This is a genomic window from Bradyrhizobium sp. 195 (assembly GCF_023101665.1).
Classification (GTDB): Bacteria; Pseudomonadota; Alphaproteobacteria; order Rhizobiales; family Xanthobacteraceae; genus Bradyrhizobium.
In genome coordinates this window covers 3,061,479-3,083,199 of the sequence record NZ_CP082161.1, presented here as the reverse complement: position 1 = coordinate 3,083,199, position 21,721 = coordinate 3,061,479, and the positions used below count along the sequence as shown (strand labels likewise).

The 21,721-nt window shown below is 64.6% G+C and carries 16 protein-coding genes; 4 read left to right on the top strand and 12 right to left on the bottom strand.

The features are described 5' to 3' along the window. Positions 1-462: 462 nt before the first annotated feature. The 6 genes from IVB26_RS14260 to IVB26_RS14235 form a co-directional block, all read right to left on the bottom strand. The gene (locus IVB26_RS14260; RefSeq protein WP_346732875.1) at positions 463-1,275 is read right to left on the bottom strand and encodes a phosphorylase; all 813 of its coding nucleotides are present in this window, start codon (positions 1,273-1,275) and stop codon (positions 463-465) included. Further along, the gene (gene shc / locus IVB26_RS14255; protein WP_247972238.1) at positions 1,209-3,176 is read right to left on the bottom strand and encodes a squalene--hopene cyclase; all 1,968 of its coding nucleotides are present in this window, start codon (positions 3,174-3,176) and stop codon (positions 1,209-1,211) included. The genes IVB26_RS14260 and shc overlap by 67 nt, the downstream gene beginning before the upstream one ends. A 51-nt stretch (positions 3,177-3,227) precedes the next feature. After that, a complete protein-coding gene (hpnE, locus tag IVB26_RS14250; protein WP_247972237.1) occupies positions 3,228-4,484 on the bottom strand; it encodes a hydroxysqualene dehydroxylase HpnE in 1,257 nt (418 codons plus the stop codon). Continuing rightward, the gene (gene hpnD / locus IVB26_RS14245; protein ID WP_247972236.1) at positions 4,484-5,323 is read right to left on the bottom strand and encodes a presqualene diphosphate synthase HpnD; all 840 of its coding nucleotides are present in this window, start codon (positions 5,321-5,323) and stop codon (positions 4,484-4,486) included. The genes hpnE and hpnD overlap by 1 nt, the downstream gene beginning before the upstream one ends. Further along, positions 5,313-6,197 (bottom strand): squalene synthase HpnC, encoded by an 885-nt coding sequence (hpnC, locus tag IVB26_RS14240; RefSeq protein WP_247972235.1) that lies wholly within the window; start codon positions 6,195-6,197, stop codon positions 5,313-5,315. The genes hpnD and hpnC overlap by 11 nt, the downstream gene beginning before the upstream one ends. A gap of 190 nt (positions 6,198-6,387) precedes the next feature. Continuing rightward, complete coding sequence (locus IVB26_RS14235; protein ID WP_247972234.1) at positions 6,388-6,621, bottom strand: hypothetical protein; 234 nt, start codon at positions 6,619-6,621, stop codon at positions 6,388-6,390. 460 nt (positions 6,622-7,081) lie between these two features. Between IVB26_RS14235 and IVB26_RS14230 the strand changes: the two genes are divergently transcribed. Then, on the top strand, positions 7,082-7,579 hold the full coding sequence (locus IVB26_RS14230) for a hypothetical protein (RefSeq protein ID WP_247972233.1): 498 nt from the start codon (positions 7,082-7,084) through the stop codon (positions 7,577-7,579). A gap of 95 nt (positions 7,580-7,674) precedes the next feature. Beyond that, entirely contained in the window at positions 7,675-8,508 is an 834-nt protein-coding gene (locus IVB26_RS14225) for a hypothetical protein (protein WP_247972232.1), read from the top strand. Here the strand turns inward: IVB26_RS14225 and IVB26_RS14220 are convergent. The 5 genes from IVB26_RS14220 to IVB26_RS14200 form a co-directional block, all read right to left on the bottom strand. Next, positions 8,474-9,742, bottom strand: coding sequence for an MFS transporter (locus IVB26_RS14220; RefSeq protein WP_247972231.1), 1,269 nt, complete (start codon positions 9,740-9,742; stop codon positions 8,474-8,476). The genes IVB26_RS14225 and IVB26_RS14220 overlap by 35 nt on opposite strands. A gap of 216 nt (positions 9,743-9,958) precedes the next feature. Then, the gene (locus IVB26_RS14215) at positions 9,959-12,325 is read right to left on the bottom strand and encodes an efflux RND transporter permease subunit (protein ID WP_247972230.1); all 2,367 of its coding nucleotides are present in this window, start codon (positions 12,323-12,325) and stop codon (positions 9,959-9,961) included. A 209-nt stretch (positions 12,326-12,534) separates the two neighbouring features. Continuing rightward, positions 12,535-13,320, bottom strand: coding sequence for an ethanolamine ammonia-lyase subunit EutC (gene eutC / locus IVB26_RS14210; RefSeq protein ID WP_247972229.1), 786 nt, complete (start codon positions 13,318-13,320; stop codon positions 12,535-12,537). After that, positions 13,317-14,903, bottom strand: coding sequence for a B12-binding domain-containing radical SAM protein (locus IVB26_RS14205; RefSeq protein ID WP_247972228.1), 1,587 nt, complete (start codon positions 14,901-14,903; stop codon positions 13,317-13,319). The genes eutC and IVB26_RS14205 overlap by 4 nt, the downstream gene beginning before the upstream one ends. A gap of 159 nt (positions 14,904-15,062) precedes the next feature. After that, positions 15,063-16,445: an ethanolamine ammonia-lyase subunit EutB gene (locus IVB26_RS14200; RefSeq protein ID WP_247972227.1), complete on the bottom strand. Its 1,383-nt coding sequence runs from the start codon at positions 16,443-16,445 to the stop codon at positions 15,063-15,065. A 222-nt stretch (positions 16,446-16,667) separates the two neighbouring features. On the opposite strand from IVB26_RS14200, the gene IVB26_RS14195 reads away from it, so the two are divergent. Next, the gene (locus IVB26_RS14195) at positions 16,668-18,401 is read left to right on the top strand and encodes a methyl-accepting chemotaxis protein (RefSeq protein WP_247972226.1); all 1,734 of its coding nucleotides are present in this window, start codon (positions 16,668-16,670) and stop codon (positions 18,399-18,401) included. Between the two features lie 437 nt (positions 18,402-18,838). Then, positions 18,839-20,296, top strand: a complete 1,458-nt coding sequence (locus tag IVB26_RS14190) for a DUF1254 domain-containing protein (protein ID WP_247972225.1) — start codon at positions 18,839-18,841, stop codon at positions 20,294-20,296. 64 nt (positions 20,297-20,360) lie between these two features. Here IVB26_RS14190 and IVB26_RS14185 read toward each other — a convergent pair whose 3' ends face one another. Next, positions 20,361-21,575, bottom strand: a complete 1,215-nt coding sequence (locus IVB26_RS14185) for an acyl-CoA dehydrogenase family protein (protein ID WP_247972224.1) — start codon at positions 21,573-21,575, stop codon at positions 20,361-20,363. Positions 21,576-21,721 lie beyond the last annotated feature (146 nt).

Here is a 21,721-nt window from a genome sequence, read left to right as displayed (position 1 = left end):
ACGGTTGCCCGCCCTGTCTTCGCCTTCCGCGCCGGCGCTACCGCGTCCACCGCACCCCAACCCGCATCTCGTGACGATCGCGAAGCGCCCCTCTGGCAGGGCCGGGATGAGCGCTCTATGCCACAAATCCGAAATTCGGTAAAGTGGAATATTTTTGCGGGAAGGGGTTGACGGGTCTTTTGGTGTTTTGCCCGACGCCTCTCGCTGGCAACTGCAAACCCTTCCGTATAAAAAGATGCAGCATCTACGCATCGCGCAAGCTAGCGAGCCCTATGCCGCCGTTCACGATCTCGCGCGCCGAGCTCGACCAGTCCCTCGATATCCTCGAAGCGGCGATGTCCCCCTTGTGAGCAGAACGCAACGCGCATGCTTCGCGACAGCGCGATCCATCCGGACCCCGAACGAAAAAGGCCCGGTCGCGCGACCGAGCCTTTTCCCTATTCTAGGGTTCGAAGACCCCGCTCAGGCCGCCTTCGATACCAGCACTTCGCTGTCGATCAGCTCCGTCCCGATCAGATAATCCCGGCAGCCGCGCAGGCTCCGCAGCGCGCGGTTGAAGTCGATGCCGGTCGAGACCAGCGCATGCAGCGTTGCCGGATTGCGCACGATGCCGCGCAGCACGGCGGCGAGATCGATCTGGCCGTTCGGCTTGATCGCGGCGCGGGCGAGCGCCGGCAGCGCACGATGGGCGGGATCGCTGATGACGCGAACCGCGGCAAAGGGCAGCCCGGCTTCAGTGGCGTAGGCAGCCGCGATGTGGCTTTCCATGTCGACGGCGGCGGCGCCGGTCTCCGAATGCAGCGCGGCCTTGCAGGAGCTCTTAGTGACCACTTCCTCGGCACCCGCAAGGCTGCCGCGCACCACGCGGCGGCGGCCCGAGGTCAGGCGGTCGATCAGGTCGTCTCCGAGCGAGAGCCCTGCGGCCCAGCGGGTGTCGCCGGACAGCACTTCGGTCGCCAGCACGACATCGCCGGAGCGCAGCGTCGGGTCGAGCCCGCCGGCCACGCCGAAGGAGATCACGCCGCGAATCGTATCAGGGTCCACCACGGTCAGAAGCGCCCGCAACTGAGCCGGGCTGCTGGATGAACAGATGACCGCCATTCCCGGCCCGGCCGCGATTCGGGCCTCCTGAACCAATCCAGTCACGATCAGTATCGGCCGCGGGTCGATGGTATTACCCACGGTAAAATAGTCCCCCGTCCCCAAAGTCACATTCCGACCCCTACCACCCTGCTGTTGGTGCTCCGCAAGTTCCGATACCGCGCCAGCGCCCACAGCGGAAAGAACTTCGGGTAACCATGATACCGTAGATAGAACACGCGGGGGAAGCCTGTGGCGGTGTACCGCTGCTCGTCCCACAGTCCTTTTTCGTTCTGTGTTGCAATCAGGTACTCCACCCCGCGGGCGACGGCCGGGTGATCAACCTCGCCTGCCGCCATGAGAGCAAGCAAGGCCCATGCCGTTTGCGAGGCGGTCGAGGGGGCAGCCTCCCATCCCCGGTAGTCAAGGCGATAGCTGACGGCGTCCTCGCCCCAGCCGCCGTCCTCGTTCTGGATCGAGGCCAGCCAGTCGGCGGCCTTCCGAATCATGGGATCGTCATGGCGGACGCCGGCCATGTTCAGGGCACAGAGCACCGACCAGGTTCCATAGATGAAGTTCATGCCCCAGCGGCCATACCAGGACCCCTCCGGGTGCTGGGTCTTCCGGAGGTAGGCAACCCCGTCAGCCACATGCTTGCTGGTCTTCTCGGTCTCGCCGAGCTGGGTCAGCATGGAAATGCAGCGCGCTGTGACGTCCTCGGTCGGCGGATCGAGCAGCGCGCCGTGGTCGGAGAACGGAATGTTGTTCAGGTAATATTCGAGATTGTTGACGTCGAAGGCGGCCCAGCCGCCGTCGTCGCTCTGCATGCCCTCAATCCACTCCCGGGCGCGGGCGATCGCGGCATCGTAGCCGGTGGCGCCGTGCTCCCGGCGCATGCGGTCCATCGACATCACCACCACGGCGGTGTCGTCGAGGTCGGGGTAATGCGCGTTGTTGTACTGGAAGGCCCAGCCGCCCGGACGCACGTCAGGCCGCTTCACCGCCCAGTCGCCCTTCACCTCGAGCTCTTGCCTCGGGATCAGCCAGTCGAGACCCTGCTTGGCCGCCGGCACAGCCTTGTCGCCGCCGGCTTCCAGCAACGCGTGGGCGGTCAGCGTCGTGTCCCAGACCGGCGAGACGCAGGGCTGGCAATAGGCCTCGTCGCCTTTGATGACGAGGAGCTTGTCGATGCCGCGGCGGGTGATCGCACGCGGCGGGAAGTTCTCGTCCTTGCCGAGCGCGTCGTACATCATGACGATGTTGGCCATCGGCGGATAGATCGCGCCCATGCCGTCCTCGCCGTTAAGCCGCTCCTCGGTGAAGGCGAGCGCCGCATCGATGGCGCGCTTGCGCAGGCTCTTGGGAAACATCGGCTCGACCATGCGCAAGATGCCGTCGAGCGCGCGGAACAGCACGAACCAGGCCATGCTCTGGTGCGGCGCCTTCGCGGTCATGCCGATCGAGCGCGGATCCTGCAGGAACAGCTCGTCGATGCCGACACCCAGCGGATTCTTCGCGCGCGGCTTCAGCGCCGCGAGCACCATCAACGGCACCATGGTGGTGCGCGCCCAATAGGAGATCTTGTTGAGGTGGAACGGCGACCAGAACGGCAGCAGCACGATCTCGATCGGCAGCACCGGCACCGCGCGCCAGGTCACCACGCCGTACATCGCAAGCAGGAAGCGCGTGAAGACGTTGCTGTTGATGGCGCCGCCGCGGGCATGGATCGCCTCGCGCGCACGCACCATGTGCGGGCTGTCTGTGGAATCGCCGATCATCTTCAGCGCGAAGTAGGCCTTCACGCTGGCGCTCATGTCGAACTCGCCGTCATGCACCAGCGGCCAGCCGCCGTGAGCGCCCTGAACGCGGCGCAGATAGTTGCCGATCTTGGCCTCGAGCACGGTGTCGACCGGCTCGGCGAGATAATGGCGCAGCAGGACGTATTCGGCCGGGATCGTGCAGTCGGCTTCGAGCTCGAACACCCAATGGCCGTCGGGTTGCTGGAAGCGGATGACGCCTTGCGTCGCCGACGCAATGCTCGATTCCAAGGCGCTTGAATCCAAGGCCTCGCGGCTGGTCGCGTTCACGGAATCCATGTCGCTCGATTGCTCCGATAGTCGATTGAAAGTTGACCGGGACATTGCCCGTCAGGGCCGCTTTGCGGCCAGAACCAGATCGGCAGCGCGATCACCGGACCGGACCGATCCCTCGATGGTTGCAGGCAACCCCGTAGCAGTCCAATCACCGGCGAGAAACAGGTTTTTCAGCGCAGTGACCGGCCCCGGACGCAGGGCATTCTGGGCCGGTGTTGCCGCAAATGTGGCACGGCGCTCACGCACGATCTGCCACGGAGGCAACTCGCCGGAAACGCCGCCGGCCTTGCAGACGTCGTTCCAGATCGCCTGCGCGAGTTCCTCGCGTGGCATGTCGACCAGACGGTCGCTATTGCTGATGGTGACGGAAAGCCGGTTCGGGAACGCAAACAGCCACTCCACGACCCCGCCGATCACGCCGAGGATCGGCGCCGAACCCGGCGGTGGGGCGATGCGGAAATGCGCATTCACGATGGCGCGGAATTCGCTCGGCGTCTTCAGCCCCGGCAGCAGGCCCGCTGCAGCGCGCGGCGGCACCGCCATCACGACGACATCGCCCTCACTGAGCTCGATCAAATCCTCGCCGCCGAAATTCAGTGCACTGGCCTTGCCGTCACTGGTCGCAAACGAGCGCAGCTCATGGCCGAGCTGAACGGTGTGGCCACGTTCCTGCAAAAACTTCACCGCCGGCTCGATCAGCACGGCGCTGAGGCCGTCGCGCGCGATCAGGGGACGGCAGGCCTGCCCGCCGGCAAGCAGCGTCTCGCGCACGATCGCACCGGCAAGCCCGGCCGAGCCCTCGGGTGGATCGACGTTGAGCGCGGCCAGCAGCAGCGGCTGCACCAGGCGCTGATAGAGCACGCCTTCGGTGGGAATGGCCTTGCCGACCAATGTCTCTTCCGACGCCCAGATCAGCGGCGCCAGCTTGAGATAATCGGTCAGCCCGGTGTCGGGCACGCGGCGGCTCTCGTCGAGCACCCAGGTCGGCAGCCGGCCGGTGCCGAGATCGATCTGCCAGCGCTGCCCGGTCTTGAGGTCGACGAAGGGAAACTGCGCGCTTTCAGGACCGACCAGCCCAGCCTCGGTGCCGATCGCGCGCGCATAGGCACGCGCATGGCTGTTGCCCGACAGCAGCAGGTGATTGCCGTTGTCGATGGTGAGATTGGTGGCGCCGTCGAAATAGGAGCGGCAACGGCCGCCGATCTGCTGCGTCGCCTCGTGCACGGCGACCTTGAAGCCGGCATTGGCGAGCCGAACGGCGGCGGAAAGGCCGGAAATTCCAGCACCGATGATGTGAGCTGTGTTTTGCATCAGATGAAAGCGTAGCGGAGCAGGATCAGGATACGTGTGACCTTTGACACACGCACCGGCTGGCGCGGCGCATTGAAACCGCGCGCAATCAGCAGATCCAGAATGGAATGATAGTATTTCGACATGATCCGCGGCGCGCGCACCGCGCGGCGCTTGTTGCGGTTCATGATCTCGTCCGACTTCTCGAAATGCATCTTCGCACGCTGTGTCAGCGGCAGGCAGACCTTCGGCAGCGCGCGCTCGGCGATCACGCGGTTCGGATCGTTGGAGGTGATGCCGGCATGCAGCAGCGCCTCGCGCGGCAGATAGAGCCGGCCGAGGCCGGCGTCCTCGTCGATGTCGCGCAGGATGTTGGTGAGCTGAAGCGCGCGGCCCAAATGATAGGCGAGCTGGATCCCGTCTTCTTCCGGCAGGCCAAATACCCGCACCGACAGCCGTCCCACGGCGCTGGCGACGCGATCGCAGTAGAGATCCAGCGTCGCCATGTCGGGCGCGCGGATGTCCTGCGGCACGTCCATCTCCATGCCGTCCACGATCGCCAGGAAATCCTCGCGCTTGAGGCCGAAGGTCTTCACCGAGGCAACGTAGTCCTTCAGCCGCGGCGGCGGATGACCCTGATAGAGCGCATCGATATCGTTGCGCCATTCCTGAAGCGCGGCGAGCCGCTCCTCGCGCGGGCCGTCGGAATCGGCGATGTCGTCGACCTGGCGGCAGAAGCTGTAGATCTGGAACATCGCTTCGCGCTGGTCATGCGGCAGGATGCGCATCGCGGCATAGAACGAGCTGCCGGATGCGGTCGAGCCATAATTGGCGCCGGGCGAGGCCGCCTCAAGCGTCATGTGCAGTCCCCGGTCTAGAAATGGCCTTGCGTCCGATCGCGCGACGGCCGACTTCGCCGATCATTCCGGCGAGGCTGAAAGTGAGCAGCTCGAACTTGTTCAGGTGCACGCGCTCGCGCAGGGGATCGCGCACCTTCAAGAGGCGCACGATGCGGTCGGCGTAGGCCTGGATCACCGAGACGTCGACGCCGAGGCGGAAATCCCGGATCTCGGCGCACAGCGACCTGCCCTCGTCGAGCAGCGCTTCGTTGCGGACGGCGAGCGCCTGCAGGCAGGCCAGCATCGCCGGCGGCGACTCTGAAAGCCCGAGCTGCTCGACGGAGGCGCCGTGTGCTGCCAGCGCATCGCGCGGCAGATAGACGCGGTTGAGCTCGCGGAAATCCTTGCCGCAATCCTGCAGATGGTTGTTGATCTGGAGGCCCGCGCAGAGCGCATCCGATGCGGCCCAGGTCGAGGTGCTCTCGCCGTGGACGTCGAGCATGAAACGGCCGACCGGCATCGCCGAATAGCGGCAATAGTGAATGACCTCGTCCCAATTCTCGTAGCGCAGCTTGGTCACGTCCATGCGGAAGGCGATGAGCACGTCGAGCGCATGGCGCGGCGCCATGCCGCGTTCGGCGAGCGCGCGGCGCAGAGTCACGGCTTCGGCCTGGGTGTCGCCGTTGCCGAGCAGCTCCGCCTCGAGCAGGTCGAGATAAGCGAGCTTCTGGTCGGGCGGCAGCGTCGCGTGATCGGCGATGTCGTCGGCGGTGCGGACGAAATTGTAGTACGCCAGGATCAGGGCGCGATGACGCGGATGAATGATCCAGGACGCGACGGGAAAATTCTCGTCGCGGTCACCCTTGCCGGATCGCAATTCGCTCGCAGAGGTCATCGAGGGCTGGTTTACAATCGTTTGGATAGAAAGGGCTTCTTCGCTCGCGGGCTCATGCCGGCGATCCGCCGCGGCCCCCATATAGGGGAATACGGCCGCAAAACCAATCCTGTCTCTCGATGGCTGCCCTTTGCGGATTGCACCCGAAAAGGCGGCCCTGGGGCCGCCTGTTCTGGGCCAGTGGCCGAGCTTACTGGTTGTGGGTCTTCAGGACCTGGTCGCAGGCCTGCGAGATCTTGGCCCGGTTCTCCTTGAGGCAGGCCAGGATGGTGAAATCGCCCTGGTCGATGACCGGACGGCAGAACTTCTGCACGTCGCGCGTGCAGGCCTTCTGCTCGGCGTCCGTGCCACGCCCTTGCTGGGCGAACGCCGCCGTCGAAACAGATGCCGACAGCAGGGTGAGAACGACGAGAAGCTTACGCATTGTATTCCTTCATTCTGACGGCAGAATCGCACCGGACCCGGACTGCACAGGGCGGATGACCGGAGCGGATTGTTCTGATGGCAAGTCGCCGCGGGAGGTGCGGCCTCAGAGAAGGCACAAGCACTGGCAAATGCGGCCAAATTGGCGCCGCGCCCACCAAATCAGGTCTTCCCTGAACCCTCATTGGCAAATGTAAGAGATTGATACTACGACATAATTCAGGGACGCTGCGTTTTACTGCATACCTGTTGCAGGGCTGCATCTCTCCGCCCCGCTTTTCCTGCCAGAAACATGCGGAAACAGCGCAAATCGGCGGATCCAGGCTTGGTGCGAGACGTTGTGAACCGCCATCTCTGGCAGCCAGGCTTTGAACCTGACACCGGCTGGGAGCACTAAACTTTCGATGTGGCGAGACGTCCTCAAGCGTAAGCGGGCGTCGTTCCAAAACGGGATATTTGAGATGACATTCTTTGGGCGATCTGGACTGGCAATCAAGGCAGCGGGCATTGGGGCGGCGCTGCTTTTCTCGGCTTCGATAGGCCACGCTCAGTCGTCCGGACCGTTTGCCGGTTTCGACGGCGCGTGGACCGGCACCGGCACGGTGTCGCTGTCCGACGGCTCCACCGAGCGCATTCGCTGCAAGGCCGACTACAAGGTCGCCGGCAGCGGCCTCAACCTGAAGCAGGCTCTGCACTGCGCCTCCGACAGCTACAAGTTCGACCTCACCAGCGACGTGACGAGCCAGGGCGAGCGCATCTCCGGCAATTGGAGCGAGTCCAGCCGCAACATCTTCGGCAATCTCCAGGGCACCGCCGGCGGCGGCCAGATCGACGTGTTCGTCGAGGCCAACGGTTTTGCCGCCAACCTCTCGCTGCGCACCAACGGCACCAAGCAGACGGTGCAGATCAGTTCCAAGGGCGAGATCCGCGGCGTCAACATCACCATGACGAAGAGCTGATCCTCTCTCTTCTCAGCCAAGAGAAATACGGCCCCCGGTTCTCGCGAGCCGGGGGCTTTTTGCTGGCACGAACTCACCAAGGCGGACTTGCCGAGATGGACCCAATTCGCAGACATCTGCTCAAGGCCGCCGGGCTCTTCGTGGCCACCCGGGCCTTCGCCAATGATCAGCAGGGAGCGAACATGCAGCCTTCACCGGTGAAGCCGCGCCATGTGCTCTGCTTCCTCGGCAGGGACGATAAACTGCTGCAGCCGCCGAAAGCGATCGCCAAGACCATCGCCGATTTCAACTTCGAGATCGACCGCACCTATTCGCAAGCCAAGTCCGATCCGCGCATGGAGCGGTCATTCGGCGTGTGCTGGGACCGCGTCTTCCCGAAAGCCTGGTCCGCGGCGGACGAGGCCGCGGTGGCCAACCACAAATCGGTCCTCTACGTGCAAAGCCCGCCGATCGATCAACAGAAGTCGGCCGCCTATGCGGCCGCCGCCTTGCTGATCGTGGACGAGATGTTCGACGCAGGCGCCATTGCGGCGAAAGGCGAAAGCGCCGGCGTCGCCCATGGCGTCGCGCGGTGGCGCAGTCTCGCCGTTCAGGCTCGCAAGGGCTCGAAGACCAGCCAGGGCCTGAAGATGACCCCCGCCGTCACGAAGGCGTGTCGTCTCGCGTTCGCCAAGCGCCCGCTAGCCGGCGATCGCTATTACGAGTCCGTCGGCTATCACCTCGTCGGCTTGCCGGAGGTTTATGTCGCGACATCGCGCGGCAGCGATCGGGACGCGGTCAAACTGATGGACGAGATCGCTGACGCCATGACCGAGCACGGCATCGAGGCCACGCTGCGCGACCGAAAGCTAACGCTGTCGCGGGAGCAGGACTACGCCGAGAGCGATTTCAAGTTCAATCCGTACGGGATCGTCCGGATCGACGCGTGAGCGGGAAAGCCGCAACCACAAGCCCGAGCAGTCCGTAGGCGCCGGCCAGGACCAGGATCAGGCCGCTGTCGCCGGCTTTGTCGATGGCAGCGCCGGTGAGCGGCCCACCCAGCATGCCGCCGACGCCGCTGCTGAGCGTGAAGGCCGCGCTGCCCGCCAGCAGCGCCGGACCGCCGAAACGATCGCCGAGCTCGGCGAGCGCAACGGTCGTCACGCCGCATGCGCATGCGCCCCAGACGAACAGAAATGCAAACAGCGCGAACGGTTCGTGGCGGACGGCAAGGGTGAGCAAGACGGCGCCGCCCGCAGCCGCAACCGAACACCCCGCCAGCACGAGCCGTCGCGGAAACCGGTCCGCAAGCCAGCCGATCGGGACCTGCAGGACCACGTTGCCGGCATTGAGCAGGGCAAGGCCGACGGCCATGGTTTGCTCGGAAAATCCGTTCCTCACCCCGAATGCCGGGAGAAAAGCGAGCGTGGCTTGATCGAACAAGCCGAAGACCCCGACCGCGACGAGAAGAACCGGCGCGCGCGGCAGGAAACTCGCGACAGAAGCGCGCTGTTCGACTGCGAAGCCGGGAAGCCGGCGCGCGAAGATTGCCGTGATTAGCGCAGCGGTCAGCAGCGCCGAAATCCCCACTGCGAAAGGTAGCCATCCTGAAGAGCCGGTAAGCGCGAGCGCGAACGGGCCTAGCGAAAAACCCGCGGCCAGGACGGCAGCATAAATTCCGACGATGCGACCGCGATAGGCTGGCGCGGCGATCTCGTTCAGCCACGCCTTGTTGACGATGTAGAAGCCTCCGATGGCGAGACCGAGCACAAACCGCGCTGGAAACCAGACCCACAGCATGGGAAAGATCGCCATCAGGACAAGCGCTGCGGCTGCGGTCAGCGCAAAACCGACGGCGGCCCTACTGCCGCCGACGCGCTGTGCAAACCGCGGCACGCAGAGCGCCGAGGTCAACAGCCCAATTGGCGTCATCGCGGCATTGGCCCCGATCAGAAGATCGCTGAATAGTTCCTTCTTGAGGACCAACGCGAGCAGCGGCGAAGACAGTCCGGTGGCAACTGCGAACACGCCGACGGTCGCGGTCACGAGCACGACCTTCTCCCAGTCCACGACAGGTTCACCGGCCCCGGTGACTGGAGCTGAACCGGCAAAGACAGGATCGCGCGAGTCGATGCGATCACCGGCGGGGTTTGGCGCAAACTGATGCTCAGGCTTGACGCGCATGCAACCCTCCCGGAGCTGCGGCTGTCACCCAAGGCGTTTCACAATCCCTCACTCGCCGCCTGTCCGCTGACAGGGACATCCCAAACGACAATCTCGCAGCCTTGGTTGAACAAGGTCGCGCAGCAAAGGTTCGTCAGCCGTGAAAAAGATCGGTCCCAAGCGCGTCTCTTGCGCTTGAGAGCCCGAAGGACGCTCCATGTGAGAGCGCGATGGCGACTAGATCGCCGGCTTGTCGGTTCCCTGCAGCTTGGCGTGCAGGTTGATCAGCCACATCGCCGTCGGCCGGAGGATGAAGAGGTCGGCGACCAGGGCCATCACCATCGAGAAGGCACTGAGCCAGCCGAACAGCCGCAGCGACGGCAGATCGGAGAACACGGTGACGACGAGGCCGCAGGCCAGCACCACCGTGGTCAGAATCAGCGCCGGTCCGACCAGCACGGTCGCCCGCTCCACCGCGAGCGCCGAGCCAACGCCCGGCTTGCTCTCGAGCCTGAGGCGATTGAGGAAGTGGATGGTGGCACTTAAGCCCAGCCCGAACGAGACGGTAAGCGCGACAACGCTGGCGAATTGCAGGCCCTCGCCCATCGCCCACAGCACCGTTCCCGACATCACGACGGGGAAGATGCCCGGCAGGATGCAGGCGAACATCACCACCCAGGAGCGGAAGGCAAGGCCGATGAAAATCGCGACCAGCGCGAATTCGACAGTGAGCCCGCGATTCAGCTTCTCGATCATGCTGGCCGAGTTGCGCGCGGCGATCGCGGCAAGACCGGTTACCGCGACCTCATAGCCGGGATGCTTCTTGCGGACGGCGTCGAGCTCGGAATCGAGCTTGTCGACGATCGGCAGAAGCTGGCTGGAATCCTTGTCCGGCACGCGGCCGGCCACCACGACCGCGTCCTGCTCGGCGTCGATGAAGCGCCGCACCAGATGCTCGGGGATGACGCTGACATATTCCTTCAGCGTCGCGACGTCGGCGCTGCCGGCCTTTTCCGCGAGCCAGCGGCGCAGGGTCTCAACCGACCAGACATTGCCGACACCGGCCGCCTTCTCCACGGTCGCATGCACGTCCGCGATGGTCTGGAGCGTCTCCGGCGAATAGAGCGATTCACCCTTCGGGAACTGGATCAGCACGTTGACTGGATTGGCGCCGGTGAGCTTGGCATCCAGCCGATCGCTGGCGGCGACCGCCTGACGCTTGTCCGGCACCTGGTCGGCGAGCCGGTAGCGCGGCTCCAGATTGGCGTAGATGACGCCGAGGCCGCCGACGAACAGCACCGCGATCAGGCTGAACAGGCCGGGCCGGCCCACCATGCGCACCGCGATCCAGTAGCAGAAATTGCGCAGCGCCTGGACGCCGGCATCCGCGCTCTGGAACTTGACCGCGAACGTCTTCTCGTTGCGCACGAGCAGCACGCCGAACACCGGCACCAGCGACAGCACCGCGACCAGCGCGATGATGGTGGCGGCGAGGCCCGCCTCGCCGAACTTGCGGATCAGGTCGGAGTTGGAGAACTGGAGCGCGATGAAGGAAATGCCGGCGGTGCCGTGCGTCAGCACGCAGGCCGGTCCCACCACCAGCACTGCGTTCTTGAACGCGGTGTACTTGTCCTGGCCCGCGATCAGCCGGTCGCGCGCGGCGAAGGTGAGCTGCATCGAGTCTGAGAAACTGATGACCATGATGAGCGGCGTCATCACGTTCAGGAACATGTTGAGATTGAAATTGGCCCAGCCGAGCGCGCCGAGCGCCAGCAGGATCGCGATCATCGGCGGGAATGCCGCGGCGACCATGAACGAGATCTTGCGGAAGAAGATGATGGCGATGACGCAGCCGGCGAGGATGCCGAGGATGTTGTAGGTCAGCCCGTCGCGCTCGACCGCGTTGCGGATCTCGAGCTGCATCACCGGCACGCCGGAAAGCTGCACGTTGAGCCCGGTCTCGCTGAGATCCTCCTTCATCAGCGCGCGGATGTCGGCGACGGTCTTGGTCAGCTTGCTGGAGGCGACCACCTCCGGATCGAGCGACAGCACGATCAGCGCCAGCGTGCCGTCTTCCGACAACAGCTTGCCGCGGATGATTTCGTTGTTTTTGACGGTCTCGATGAACTTGTCGTAGTCGGCGCCCTGGGGCAGCTCGGCCGGGAACAGTGCCGCCGGCAGCTTGCCCGGCGCCGGCGCCTGGCGCGCGGAGAACAGCGAGACCAGGCCGCGCGTGCCCTCGACCAGCTGCATGTCGGTGACGAAGTCGCGCAGCTTCTCGAGATTATTCCGCGCCAGGAGGTTCTTGCCTTCGACCACGACGAGGACGTCGAATTCCTCGGCCGGGAACTTCTTTGTCACCTCTTCATATTGGTGGAATTCGCGGCTGTCGGAGCGGAAGAGCTGCGACAGCGAATCGTCGATCTTGATCCGGTGGATGCCGAACACGGCGCCGACGATCAAGACGAGCAGGACAATGCAGGAAACGATCGGCGCCCGGACTGCGATCAGCCCCAGACGCTCCAGCCCGAAGGCGATCGAGGACGTAGGTCCCTGCTCGACCTTGTCGACATGAACCTCATTCTCGCTGTGCTTTTCGAGCATGCCTTATCCAGTTCCTAAATCGACTCGGTCTTGAGAGCTTATCGCGCCCCGCGAACGGCTTGAAAACGCCATACCAATGGGAGGCTTGCCCTTTGAAAATGCGCGGGAAAATCGCCGTGGGGGGTTTAGCAGGTCAACTGGTCTTTTCGCAAGCAGGCGAAGTATGGCCGAATCGATCAAGAAGCGGCGATCTGGACCCTCGATGCCGGTCATCCGGGCGGGAATGTGCCAATTCGACGCGGCGCGCGGTCCGCGCTCTCGTCCTTCAGCGCCACGCCACTGACCTGCCGCGCCAGCCCCTCGCGGACCAGCCAGGCGATCTTGGAGGCGGCCTCGTCATAGCTGAGCCCGGCGTGGTGGATGTTGGACACGCAATTTCGCTCGGCATCGGTGCGGCCGGGCTTCGGCTCGAAAGTCAGATAGGCGCCGAGACTGTCGGGCGCCGACAGACCCGGCCGCTCGCCGATCAGCGTCGCCACCATGCGCGCGCCGAGAATCGCGCCGATCTCGTCGCCGAGCGCAACGCGCGCGCCTGAGGCGACGACGACATGGCCGACCGCGACATGGTCCCCTTCCGCGAGCAGCGGCAGCAGGCGCCTCACCAGGGCGACCGCATGGGCATGGACCGCGGCCGCGGACAGGCCGTCGCCGATCACGAGCGCGAACTGGCGAGGCGCCGCGGCCGCCTGCGCCAGAGCCTCGGCCGAGCCGGGTTCAAGCCGTCGTCCCAGATCCGGCCGCCGCAGATAGTCCCCGCGGTCGACTGCCTGGCTCCTGACCTCGGTAACAGGAAGTCCAAGCGCACCGAGATCGGCGAGCAGACGCGGCGCGTCGAAGGCGGCGTGCACGGCATCGCGGGCGCGGGCATGATCAAGCGTGAAATCGAGCAGCGCCTTGGTCGGCACGCTTGCGCCACTGCGCCCGAGCGCGACGCGCGCGGGCGTGAACGACCGCAGGTCGATGGGGGGGTGAGCCGGAACGGACTTGTCACTCATTCGGCGGGAACGGCGGCCTCGCGCAGCCGGATCGAGTAGTTCGAGGCGTTCTGCCTGCCGCTGGAGGCCGCGCGTGCAAAGGTGATGAGATGGTGCGCGATCAGGGTGCAGCCGATCAGGCCTTCGAGATCGCCGCGCTTGATGCGCCCCAGCGCGAACTTCCAGAACACGCGCTTGTAATCGCCGAGCACACCGACCTTCCAGAAGATGTTGCGCAGCATGACGAGGCCACGCCGGATGTTGCGCCAAGTCCTCATCTCGTCTGGCACCGGCATCTTGAGGCGGTGCACATAGACGTGGTCGCATTGATACTGGAAGCGCGCGTAGACCTTCTCGGGCTCGTAGGCGACGCCCATGGCGTGCTTCCAGGATGCGACGACCTCGTCATAGGGCAACAGGAAGTCGACGTTGGAATCGCGGCCGTCGTCGTCGACCAGCCGCCCCTCGCGTTCGAGCCTATCCCACAACGGGGTCTTCGGCAGCGCCTGAAGCAAATTGATCGTGAGCAGCGGAATCCGGGACTCCTCGACGAAGGCGAGCAGCGCCTCCGACGTATTCGGCTTGTCGGTGTCGAGCCCCATGATGATGCCCGAGACGACCTCCATGCCGTAGGAGTTGATGGTGCGCACGCCCTCCAGGATCGGGACCATCATGTTGTGGTCCTTCTGCATCGCCTTCAGCGCGTCGGGATCCGGCGTCTCGATGCCGCAGAAGATGGTGATGAAATAGGCCTCGCGCATCTTCTCGAGGATCTCGGGCCTCTTGGCGATGTTGAGCGTCGCCTCGCAGGCGAGCCGCACCACATAGCCGGTCCGCTTCTGCCATTCGATCAGGTGCGGCAACAGGTCCATCGCCGCCTTGCGGTTGCCGATGAAATTGTCGTCGACGAAATAGACCGTGTCAGTCATGCCGCATTCGCGCAGCCGGTCGAGCTCGGCGATGATCTGCTGCGGCGACTTGATGCGCGGGTTGCGGCCGTAGAGGCCGGGGATGTCGCAGAACTCGCACTGATAGGGACAGCCGCTCGAATACTGGATGCTGCCGAGGAAATATTTCTTCACGTCGGCAAGTTCGTAGGCCGGGATCGGAAACTCCGTCATCGGCACGCGATCCTTGGTCGTCAGCACCACTTGGCCCTCGGGGCGGGAGGTGTCGCGCGACAGGATTTCAATCAGCTGGTTGGTGGCATCGCCGAGCTCGCCGACATGGAGATAGTCGAACGACGGATAATAGTCCGGGCAGGCGCTGACCGAGGGACCGCCGAGCGCGACGGGCAGATCGAATTCATGGGCGCGGCGGCAGATGTCGTTCATCTGCTGGCGCTGGATGTGCATGCCGCTGACGAACACCGCTTCCGCCCACGCGAACTCCTCGTTCGTCGTGCGGCGAAGATTCTCGTCGACGAATTTGACCTGCCAGCCCTGCGGCAGATAGGCGGAGATCAGCAGCAGCCCCTGGGGCGGCATGAAGGCACGGACGCCGTCGGTCAGGGGATAGGAATGCTCGAACGTCCCGAACGACGAGGTGTATCGCGGAAACACGCAGAGAATCCGCCGGGCCGTCCCGTTACTTTCAGCTCGCATCTAAGCTCCCCCGCCACGCTCGACCGAATGGTGCGGAAATTGCCAGCCAGACATATAGCGTAACGCTGTCGCCGGAATTTCTCAATATTGTGGCACAAGCATAATTCCGGCAGGCGCCGATGGTTTCCTGAAGGGGAGAGTTTGACGCCTCGTACTGCCTCACGCAATCAGCCGCGAGGCAAAATCGGGCAGCAGGCCTGCATCGCGGGCAAGTCGGAAATCGGCGCCTGTAATGCCCGACCGTGCCAGCCAGTCGTCAAATTCCGGCGCGCGGCGCAAACCGAAGACGTCACGGACATAGAGCGCGTCGTGAAAAGACGTCGACTGGTAGTTCAGCATGACGTCGTCCGCACCGGGGACGCCCATGATGAAGGTGACGCCGGCGGCCGCGAGCAGCGTCAGCAGATTATCCATGTCGTCCTGGTCCGCCTCGGCATGGTTGGTGTAGCAGATGTCGATCCCGAGCGGCAGGCCGAGCAGCTTGCCGCAGAAATGATCCTCCAGTCCCGCCCGGATGATTTCCTTGCCGTCATAGAGATATTCCGGGCCGATGAAGCCGACCACGCTGTTGACCAATAGCGGGGCAAAGGCGCGGGCAACCGCATAGGCGCGCGCCTCGCAGGTCTGCTGGTCGACGCCGTGATGGGCGCCCGCCGACAGCGCGGAGCCCTGCCCGGTCTCGAAATACATCACGTTTTGCCCGACGGTGCCGCGCTTCTGCGACAGGCCGGCCTCCTGCGCCTCCTTCAGAAGCGCAAGGTCGATGCCGAAGCTGCGGTTGGCGGCCTCGGTGCCGGCGACCGACTGAAAGACGAGATCAACCGGCACGCCCTGCCCGATCAGCGACAGCGTCGTCGTGACATGGGTCAGCACGCAAGCTTGCGTCGGAATCTTCAGCCGCGCGATGATCTCGTCGAGCAGCCGCAGCAATTGCGCGATAACGGCCGGATCGTCGCTCGCGGGATTGATGCCGATGCAGGCATCGCCGGCCCCGAGCAGGATGCCGTCCAGGATCGAGGCGGTGATGCCCCTGGCATCGTCGAACGGATGGTTGGGCTGCAGCCGCGTGCTCATCCGCCCCTTCAGGCCGATGGTGTTGCGGAAGGCGGTGGTGACCTCGCATTTGCGCGCCGCCAGGATCAGGTCCTGGTTGCGCATCAGTTTTGAGACCGCAGCCGCCATCTCCGGGGCAATGCCGGGCCCGAGCGTCTTCAGGACCTCCGGCGTGGCGGCATCCGACAGCAGCCAGTCGCGGAAGCCGCCGACCGTCAGGGATGCCACCGGCGCGAAGGCCTTGGCGTCATGGCTGTCGATGACCAGGCGGGTGACCTCGTCGGCCTCATAGGGGATAACGGCTTCCTGCAGGAATTGGGCGAGCGAAACGTCGGCGAGCGCCATCCGCGCCGCGATCATCTGCTCTGCCGTGTCGGCGGCGATCCCGGCCAGCCGGTCGCCGGAGCGCGGCGGCGTCGCCTTGGCGAGCAGGTCGCGCAAATCAGGGAAAGTGTAGGTCGTGGCGTCGATGGTGTGGCGGTAGACCAAGGGCCTCTCCGGGGTTCGTCGGCCAGTGACCGACTCCAGCGCGATCTCAAGACTATACCTTCGGATCAAGACGCTGAAATATCTTACTTTCTTTCGACTAAGGGCGAAGGGGGCCAGCCCCTGCGTTAACGCCGCGTCTATCTTCGTTCTGCATAGATTTGCATCAAATTCAGACGACCGTGCTCACCGGCCGCTTCAGGCCATTCCGGGGCCCTGAACACCATGACCACTGACCAACCTGCCGCCGGCCTAGCCGGCCGCTTCACGCTCGCCACCAAGCTCTACGCGATCTTCGCGCTGTTCGCGCTGCTCACGGCGGCGATCGCGATGCTGTCCGACTACAACAGCCGCCGCGGTGCCGAGCTGACCAGCGCGATCGAGACGGCGAACGCTGCCGGGCTGAACGTCGAGCGGGTCAACTCGCTGGTCTATGCGGTCGTGATGGAGTCGCGTGGCGTCTACATGTCGACCGAGCCCGCCGTCGTGAAGAAATACGGCGAAGGCCTGCTCAAGTTCAACGCGCAGATCCTCGACGTCGTGAAGCGCTGGGAGACCATCGTCAAAGCCGACGATGCCGAGCAGTTTGCGACCTTCAAGAAGCGCATCGAGCAGTTCGTCGAGTTCCGCAAGGAGCTGGTGCGCCGCGGCGTCGAGATCAATGCGGCCGCCGGACGCGAATGGGGCGACAACGACGCCAACCGCACCGTGCGCTCCGCACTGAACAAGGACCTCGAGGCGCTGTCCAAGGTCTACGCCGAGCGCGCCAGGCAAATCGCGCGCGAGACCGAGACCAACCGCACGCTCTCCTTCGTGCTGACCTGCCTCGGCGGCGTGGCGCTGGCCCTCGTCGTGATCGGCATCGTCATCATCGCCCGCTCGATCGCCCGTCCCCTCGCTTCCATCACCGCGACCATCAAGCAGGTCGCCGACGGCGCCGAAAACATCGTGGTGCCGCACACCGGCCGCGCCGACGAGATCGGCGCGCTGGCCCGCGCCATCCAGATCTTCCAGGACGCGATGGGCCGCAACCGCAACCTCGCCTCGCAGGTCTCGCAGGACTCCGCCGCGCGCGAAGAGCGCGCCCGCCACATCGAGCAATCCGTCGAGGCGTTTGGCGAGGCGATCGGCGCGATCATGCGCGGCCTCAGCGACAACGCCTCCGTCATGCGCGAGACCGCGCAGACCATCACCCGCGTCACCGCGGATGCCAGCAGCCGCGCCGGCACGGCGGCGAATGCCACCGAGCAGGCCTCGCACAACGTCACGGCGGTGGCGGGCGCGGCCGAGGAGCTGTCGGCCTCCGTGGTCGAGATCGGCCGCCAGGTACGCCAGAGCGCCGGCGCGGTCGAGCAGACCGGCCAGCGCACCGAGAAGTCGATCTCCGAGATCGAGAGCCTTGCCGCGGCGACGCAACGCATCGACGGCGTGCTCAGCCTGATCCAGGCGATTGCCGAGCAGACCAATCTGCTCGCGCTCAACGCCACCATCGAGGCCGCGCGTGCCGGCGATGCCGGCCGCGGCTTTGCCGTCGTCGCCCATGAAGTGAAGGCGCTGGCAGGACAGACCGCGAAGGCGACCGCCGACATCAGCGAGAACGTCGCGATGATCCAGGCCTCGACCCGCAACGCGGTCGACGCCGTCCGCGAGATCGGCGGCGCGGTGCGCGAGATCAACGAGGTCACCTCGGCGATCGCCGGCGCTGTCAGTCAGCAGGACGCCGCCACCCGCGAGATCTCGTCCAACGCGCAATCGGCCGCGCAGGGCAACGAGACGCTGGTGGCTAACATCACCTCGCTCCGCGACGCCATCGGCGAGACCGACACCGCGGCCTCCTCCGTGCTGACGGCAGCAAGCAGCCTGACGGAGACCGCGGACACGCTGTCGCGCGAGGTGGAGAAGTTCTTCCAGAACCTGCGCGCAGGGTCGGCGGACGGCCGCGTCGCCAAGGCGGGATGAACCTGTGCATCCGCCGCCCGCGAGCCGGCGGTGGGCCTGTCAAAACACAAAGCTGAAAACAACCCCATGCACAGTAGCTGCGGCTAGCGATATCAATGGCTTGATCGCCGGCGTCGATTGACTGGTGATTTTACATGATATTGAGTATCTCGATCCCCCGCCGGCGCTTGGCAAGATCGACGAGCTGATCGCACTGCTGATCACGAGCCTGCAAATCCATCCGCGATAATCGCGATCCGGTGAGCCGAGGATGTCACGGCCAAGTGAACAGCCGCGATCTGCAATGGCCATCCGATGACGTTGATCTATGTCAACGAGCCTGGCGGCTTCATCCCGCGAGAATGCACAGCGCAGCAGCGACGATAGCGCTGCGCTGACATCGGCTGCGCCCGGCAAGGCCATACCGCTCAGGGTAAATCAGCAAGGGAGGACTTGAAATGCATCGTGTCGTCCTAAAACAGACTCTGTCACTTTGCGCCGCCACCCTGATTGCATCCGGCGCGCTCGCGCAAAGCGCTGCGCCGACAATGACCGAGCAGGAGGCCCACGCGATCGCAGTCGATGCCTATGTCTATTTCTACCCCGTCCTGTCGATGGACATCACGCGCAAGCAATCGACCAACGCCACGAACGAGTTCAAGGGCCCGGCGAATACTTTCGTCAATATTCCCGAGTATCCTCCGGCGAATTTCAAGGGCGTCGTGCGCCCCAACTTCGACACCCTCTATTCCGTTTCCTGGCTGGATGTGACCAGGGAGCCGGTGGTCGTTTCGGTGCCGGATACCGATGGACGTTTCTACCTGCTGCCGATGCTCGACATGTGGACCGACGTGTTCGCGTCGCCGGGCTGGCGCACGACGGGCACACGGGCCGGAACGTTCCTGGTGACACCTCAGGGCTGGCGGCCGGACCTGCGCGACAAGTTCGCTGAGGAATTCAAGCTGCCCAAGGACACCCAGCGCATCGACGCACCGACGCCCTATGTCTGGGTGATCGGCCGCACCAAGACGGACGGTCCGGACGACTACGCGGCGGTCCACAAGATCCAGTCCGGCTACCAGGTCACGATGCTGTCCGAATATGGCAAGACGCCGAAGCCGGCCGAATTCAAGCCGGATCCCAACATCGACATGAAGACGCCGCCAAAAGTGCAGGTCGATACCATGGCCGCCGGCGCGTATTTCGCCTATGCAGCCGAATTGCTCAAGCTGCACCCTCCGCACATGACCGACGAGCCGATCATCGCGCAAATGAAACGGATCGGCATCGAACCCGGAAAGAGCTTTGACATCGCCAAGCTCGATCCGGCCGTGCAGCGGGGCCTGCAAGGTGCACCGGAAGCCGCCCAGAAGCTGATGGCATGGAAGATCCCGACGCTGGCGCGTGTCGCCAACGGCTGGTCGATGAACACCGACAGCATGGGCGTCTATGGCAATTACTATCTGAAGCGCGCCATCGTCGCGCAAGTCGGGCTCGGCGCCAATCTGCCGGAGGACGCCATCTACCCGCTCAACGTCGGCGACGACTCCGGCAGGCCGCTCGATGGCGCGAACAAATACACGATCACGTTCGAGAAGGGCGCGGCTCCGCCGGTCAATGCCTTCTGGTCGATCACACTCTACGATCCGGAAGGTTTTCAGGTCGGCAACACGCTGAACCGGTTTGCGGTCAGCAGCTGGATGCCGTTCAAGTACAACGCCGACGGTTCGCTCGACCTCTATTTCCAGAATGAGAGCCCGGGAAAGGACAAGGAGGCCAATTGGCTGCCGGCACCGAAGGGACCGTTCAATCTGACCATGCGTCTCTACGGCCCGAAGTCGGAGGCACTGACCGGAAAATGGAACCCGCCGCCGGTCGCAAGGGCGGCGACAACCGTGGGCCTGTCCACCCAATGACATCGCTCCAAGCGCCGGCACTTGTCCGGCGCTCCTTCCCGGCCCAGGCGTGGCGGGGCACAGCTTACGCCGTCACCCCGCCCCGCCTGATCAGCTCCTTGCCCACCGCCGCCAGATGCACCTGGTCCGGCCCGTCGCCGATACGGATGAAGCGGGCGTAGACGTAGGCACGCGCGAGGAAGGTGTCCTGGGAGACGCCGGCGGCGCCGTGAATCTGGATGGCGCGGTCGATGACGCGCGCGGCCATGCTGGGCACCACGATCTTGGCGGCGGCGATCAAGTCGCGCGCCGCCTTGTTGCCGTTGCGGTCCATCTTGTCGGCGGCCTGCAGCGTGAGCAGACGCGCCTGCGCGATCTCGCAGAAGGAATGTGCGATGTCCTCGCGCACCGAGCCCTGCTCGGCCAGCGGCTTGCCGAAGGCCGTGCGGGAGACCGCGCGCTGGCACATCAATTCAAGTGCGCGCTGGGCGCAGCCGATCAGCCGCATGCAATGATGGATGCGGCCGGGGCCGAGCCGCCCCTGCGCGATCTCGAAGCCGCGGCCTTCGCCGAGCAGGATGTTCTCGGCGGGCACGCGGACGTTGTCGTAGACGATCTCGGGGTGGCCGCTAGGGGCGTCATCATAGCCATAGGTGAGCATGTCGCGCACGATGCGAACGCCGGGCGTGTTTTTCGGCACCAGGATCATGGATTGCTGGCGATGGCGATCGGGATCGTCGGGCGCGGTCTTGCCCATCACGATCAGGATCTCGCAATCCTCGTTCATGGCGCCTGAGGTGAACCATTTGCGGCCGTTGATGACGTAGTCGCTTCCATCGCGCTTGATGGCGCACTGGATGTTGGTTGCGTCGCTGGAGGCGACCTGCGGCTCCGTCATCGAGAATCCCGAGCGGATGCGCCCCTCCAATAGCGGCTTCAGCCAGAGCTCCTGCTGCGCCTTGGTGCCGTAATTCGCCAGCACCTCCATGTTGCCGACATCGGGCGCCGAGCAGTTGAAAACCTCGGGCGCCCAGAGAATGCGGCCCATGATCTCCTTCACGGGCGCATAGTCGAGATTGGAGAGGCCTGGTCCGTGCTCACCTGACAGAAACAGGTTCCAGAGCCCCTGCTCGCGCGCCATCTTCTTCAGGTCTTGCAGCACGGGCGGCGTCCTGTAGCGCGAAGCTTCCGGCTTCACCTGCTCGTAATAGAGCTCCTCGACCGGCTCGACATATGTCCGCATGAACTGACGGACGCGCTCCTGCAGCTCCAGCGAACGGGTGGAGTGTTGAAAGTCCATGGGGGTCTCCTGTTCGCTGGTCGCGCGTCAGTGTCGTAGTATCGTAGGGTGGGCAAAGCGAAGCGTGCCCACGCATTTTTTGCGACCGAGAGAGATGGTGGGCACGGCGCAAGGGCGCCTTTGCCCACCCTACGATTTCGAGTTCG

Coding starts and splice junctions, on each gene's coding strand:
- shc (WP_247972238.1), bottom strand. CDS start 3,176: ATGGATTCCGTGAACGCGACCAGCCGCGAGGCCTTGGATTCAAGCGCC.
- hpnE (WP_247972237.1), bottom strand. CDS start 4,484: ATGCAAAACACAGCTCACATCATCGGTGCTGGAATTTCCGGCCTTTCC.
- hpnD (WP_247972236.1), bottom strand. CDS start 5,323: ATGACGCTTGAGGCGGCCTCGCCCGGCGCCAATTATGGCTCGACCGCA.
- hpnC (WP_247972235.1), bottom strand. CDS start 6,197: ATGACCTCTGCGAGCGAATTGCGATCCGGCAAGGGTGACCGCGACGAG.
- IVB26_RS14235 (WP_247972234.1), bottom strand. CDS start 6,621: ATGCGTAAGCTTCTCGTCGTTCTCACCCTGCTGTCGGCATCTGTTTCG.
- IVB26_RS14230 (WP_247972233.1), top strand. CDS start 7,082: ATGACATTCTTTGGGCGATCTGGACTGGCAATCAAGGCAGCGGGCATT.
- IVB26_RS14225 (WP_247972232.1), top strand. CDS start 7,675: ATGGACCCAATTCGCAGACATCTGCTCAAGGCCGCCGGGCTCTTCGTG.
- IVB26_RS14220 (WP_247972231.1), bottom strand. CDS start 9,742: ATGCGCGTCAAGCCTGAGCATCAGTTTGCGCCAAACCCCGCCGGTGAT.
- IVB26_RS14215 (WP_247972230.1), bottom strand. CDS start 12,325: ATGCTCGAAAAGCACAGCGAGAATGAGGTTCATGTCGACAAGGTCGAG.
- eutC (WP_247972229.1), bottom strand. CDS start 13,320: ATGAGTGACAAGTCCGTTCCGGCTCACCCCCCCATCGACCTGCGGTCG.
- IVB26_RS14205 (WP_247972228.1), bottom strand. CDS start 14,903: ATGCGAGCTGAAAGTAACGGGACGGCCCGGCGGATTCTCTGCGTGTTT.
- IVB26_RS14195 (WP_247972226.1), top strand. CDS start 16,668: ATGACCACTGACCAACCTGCCGCCGGCCTAGCCGGCCGCTTCACGCTC.
- IVB26_RS14190 (WP_247972225.1), top strand. CDS start 18,839: ATGCATCGTGTCGTCCTAAAACAGACTCTGTCACTTTGCGCCGCCACC.
- IVB26_RS14185 (WP_247972224.1), bottom strand. CDS start 21,575: ATGGACTTTCAACACTCCACCCGTTCGCTGGAGCTGCAGGAGCGCGTC.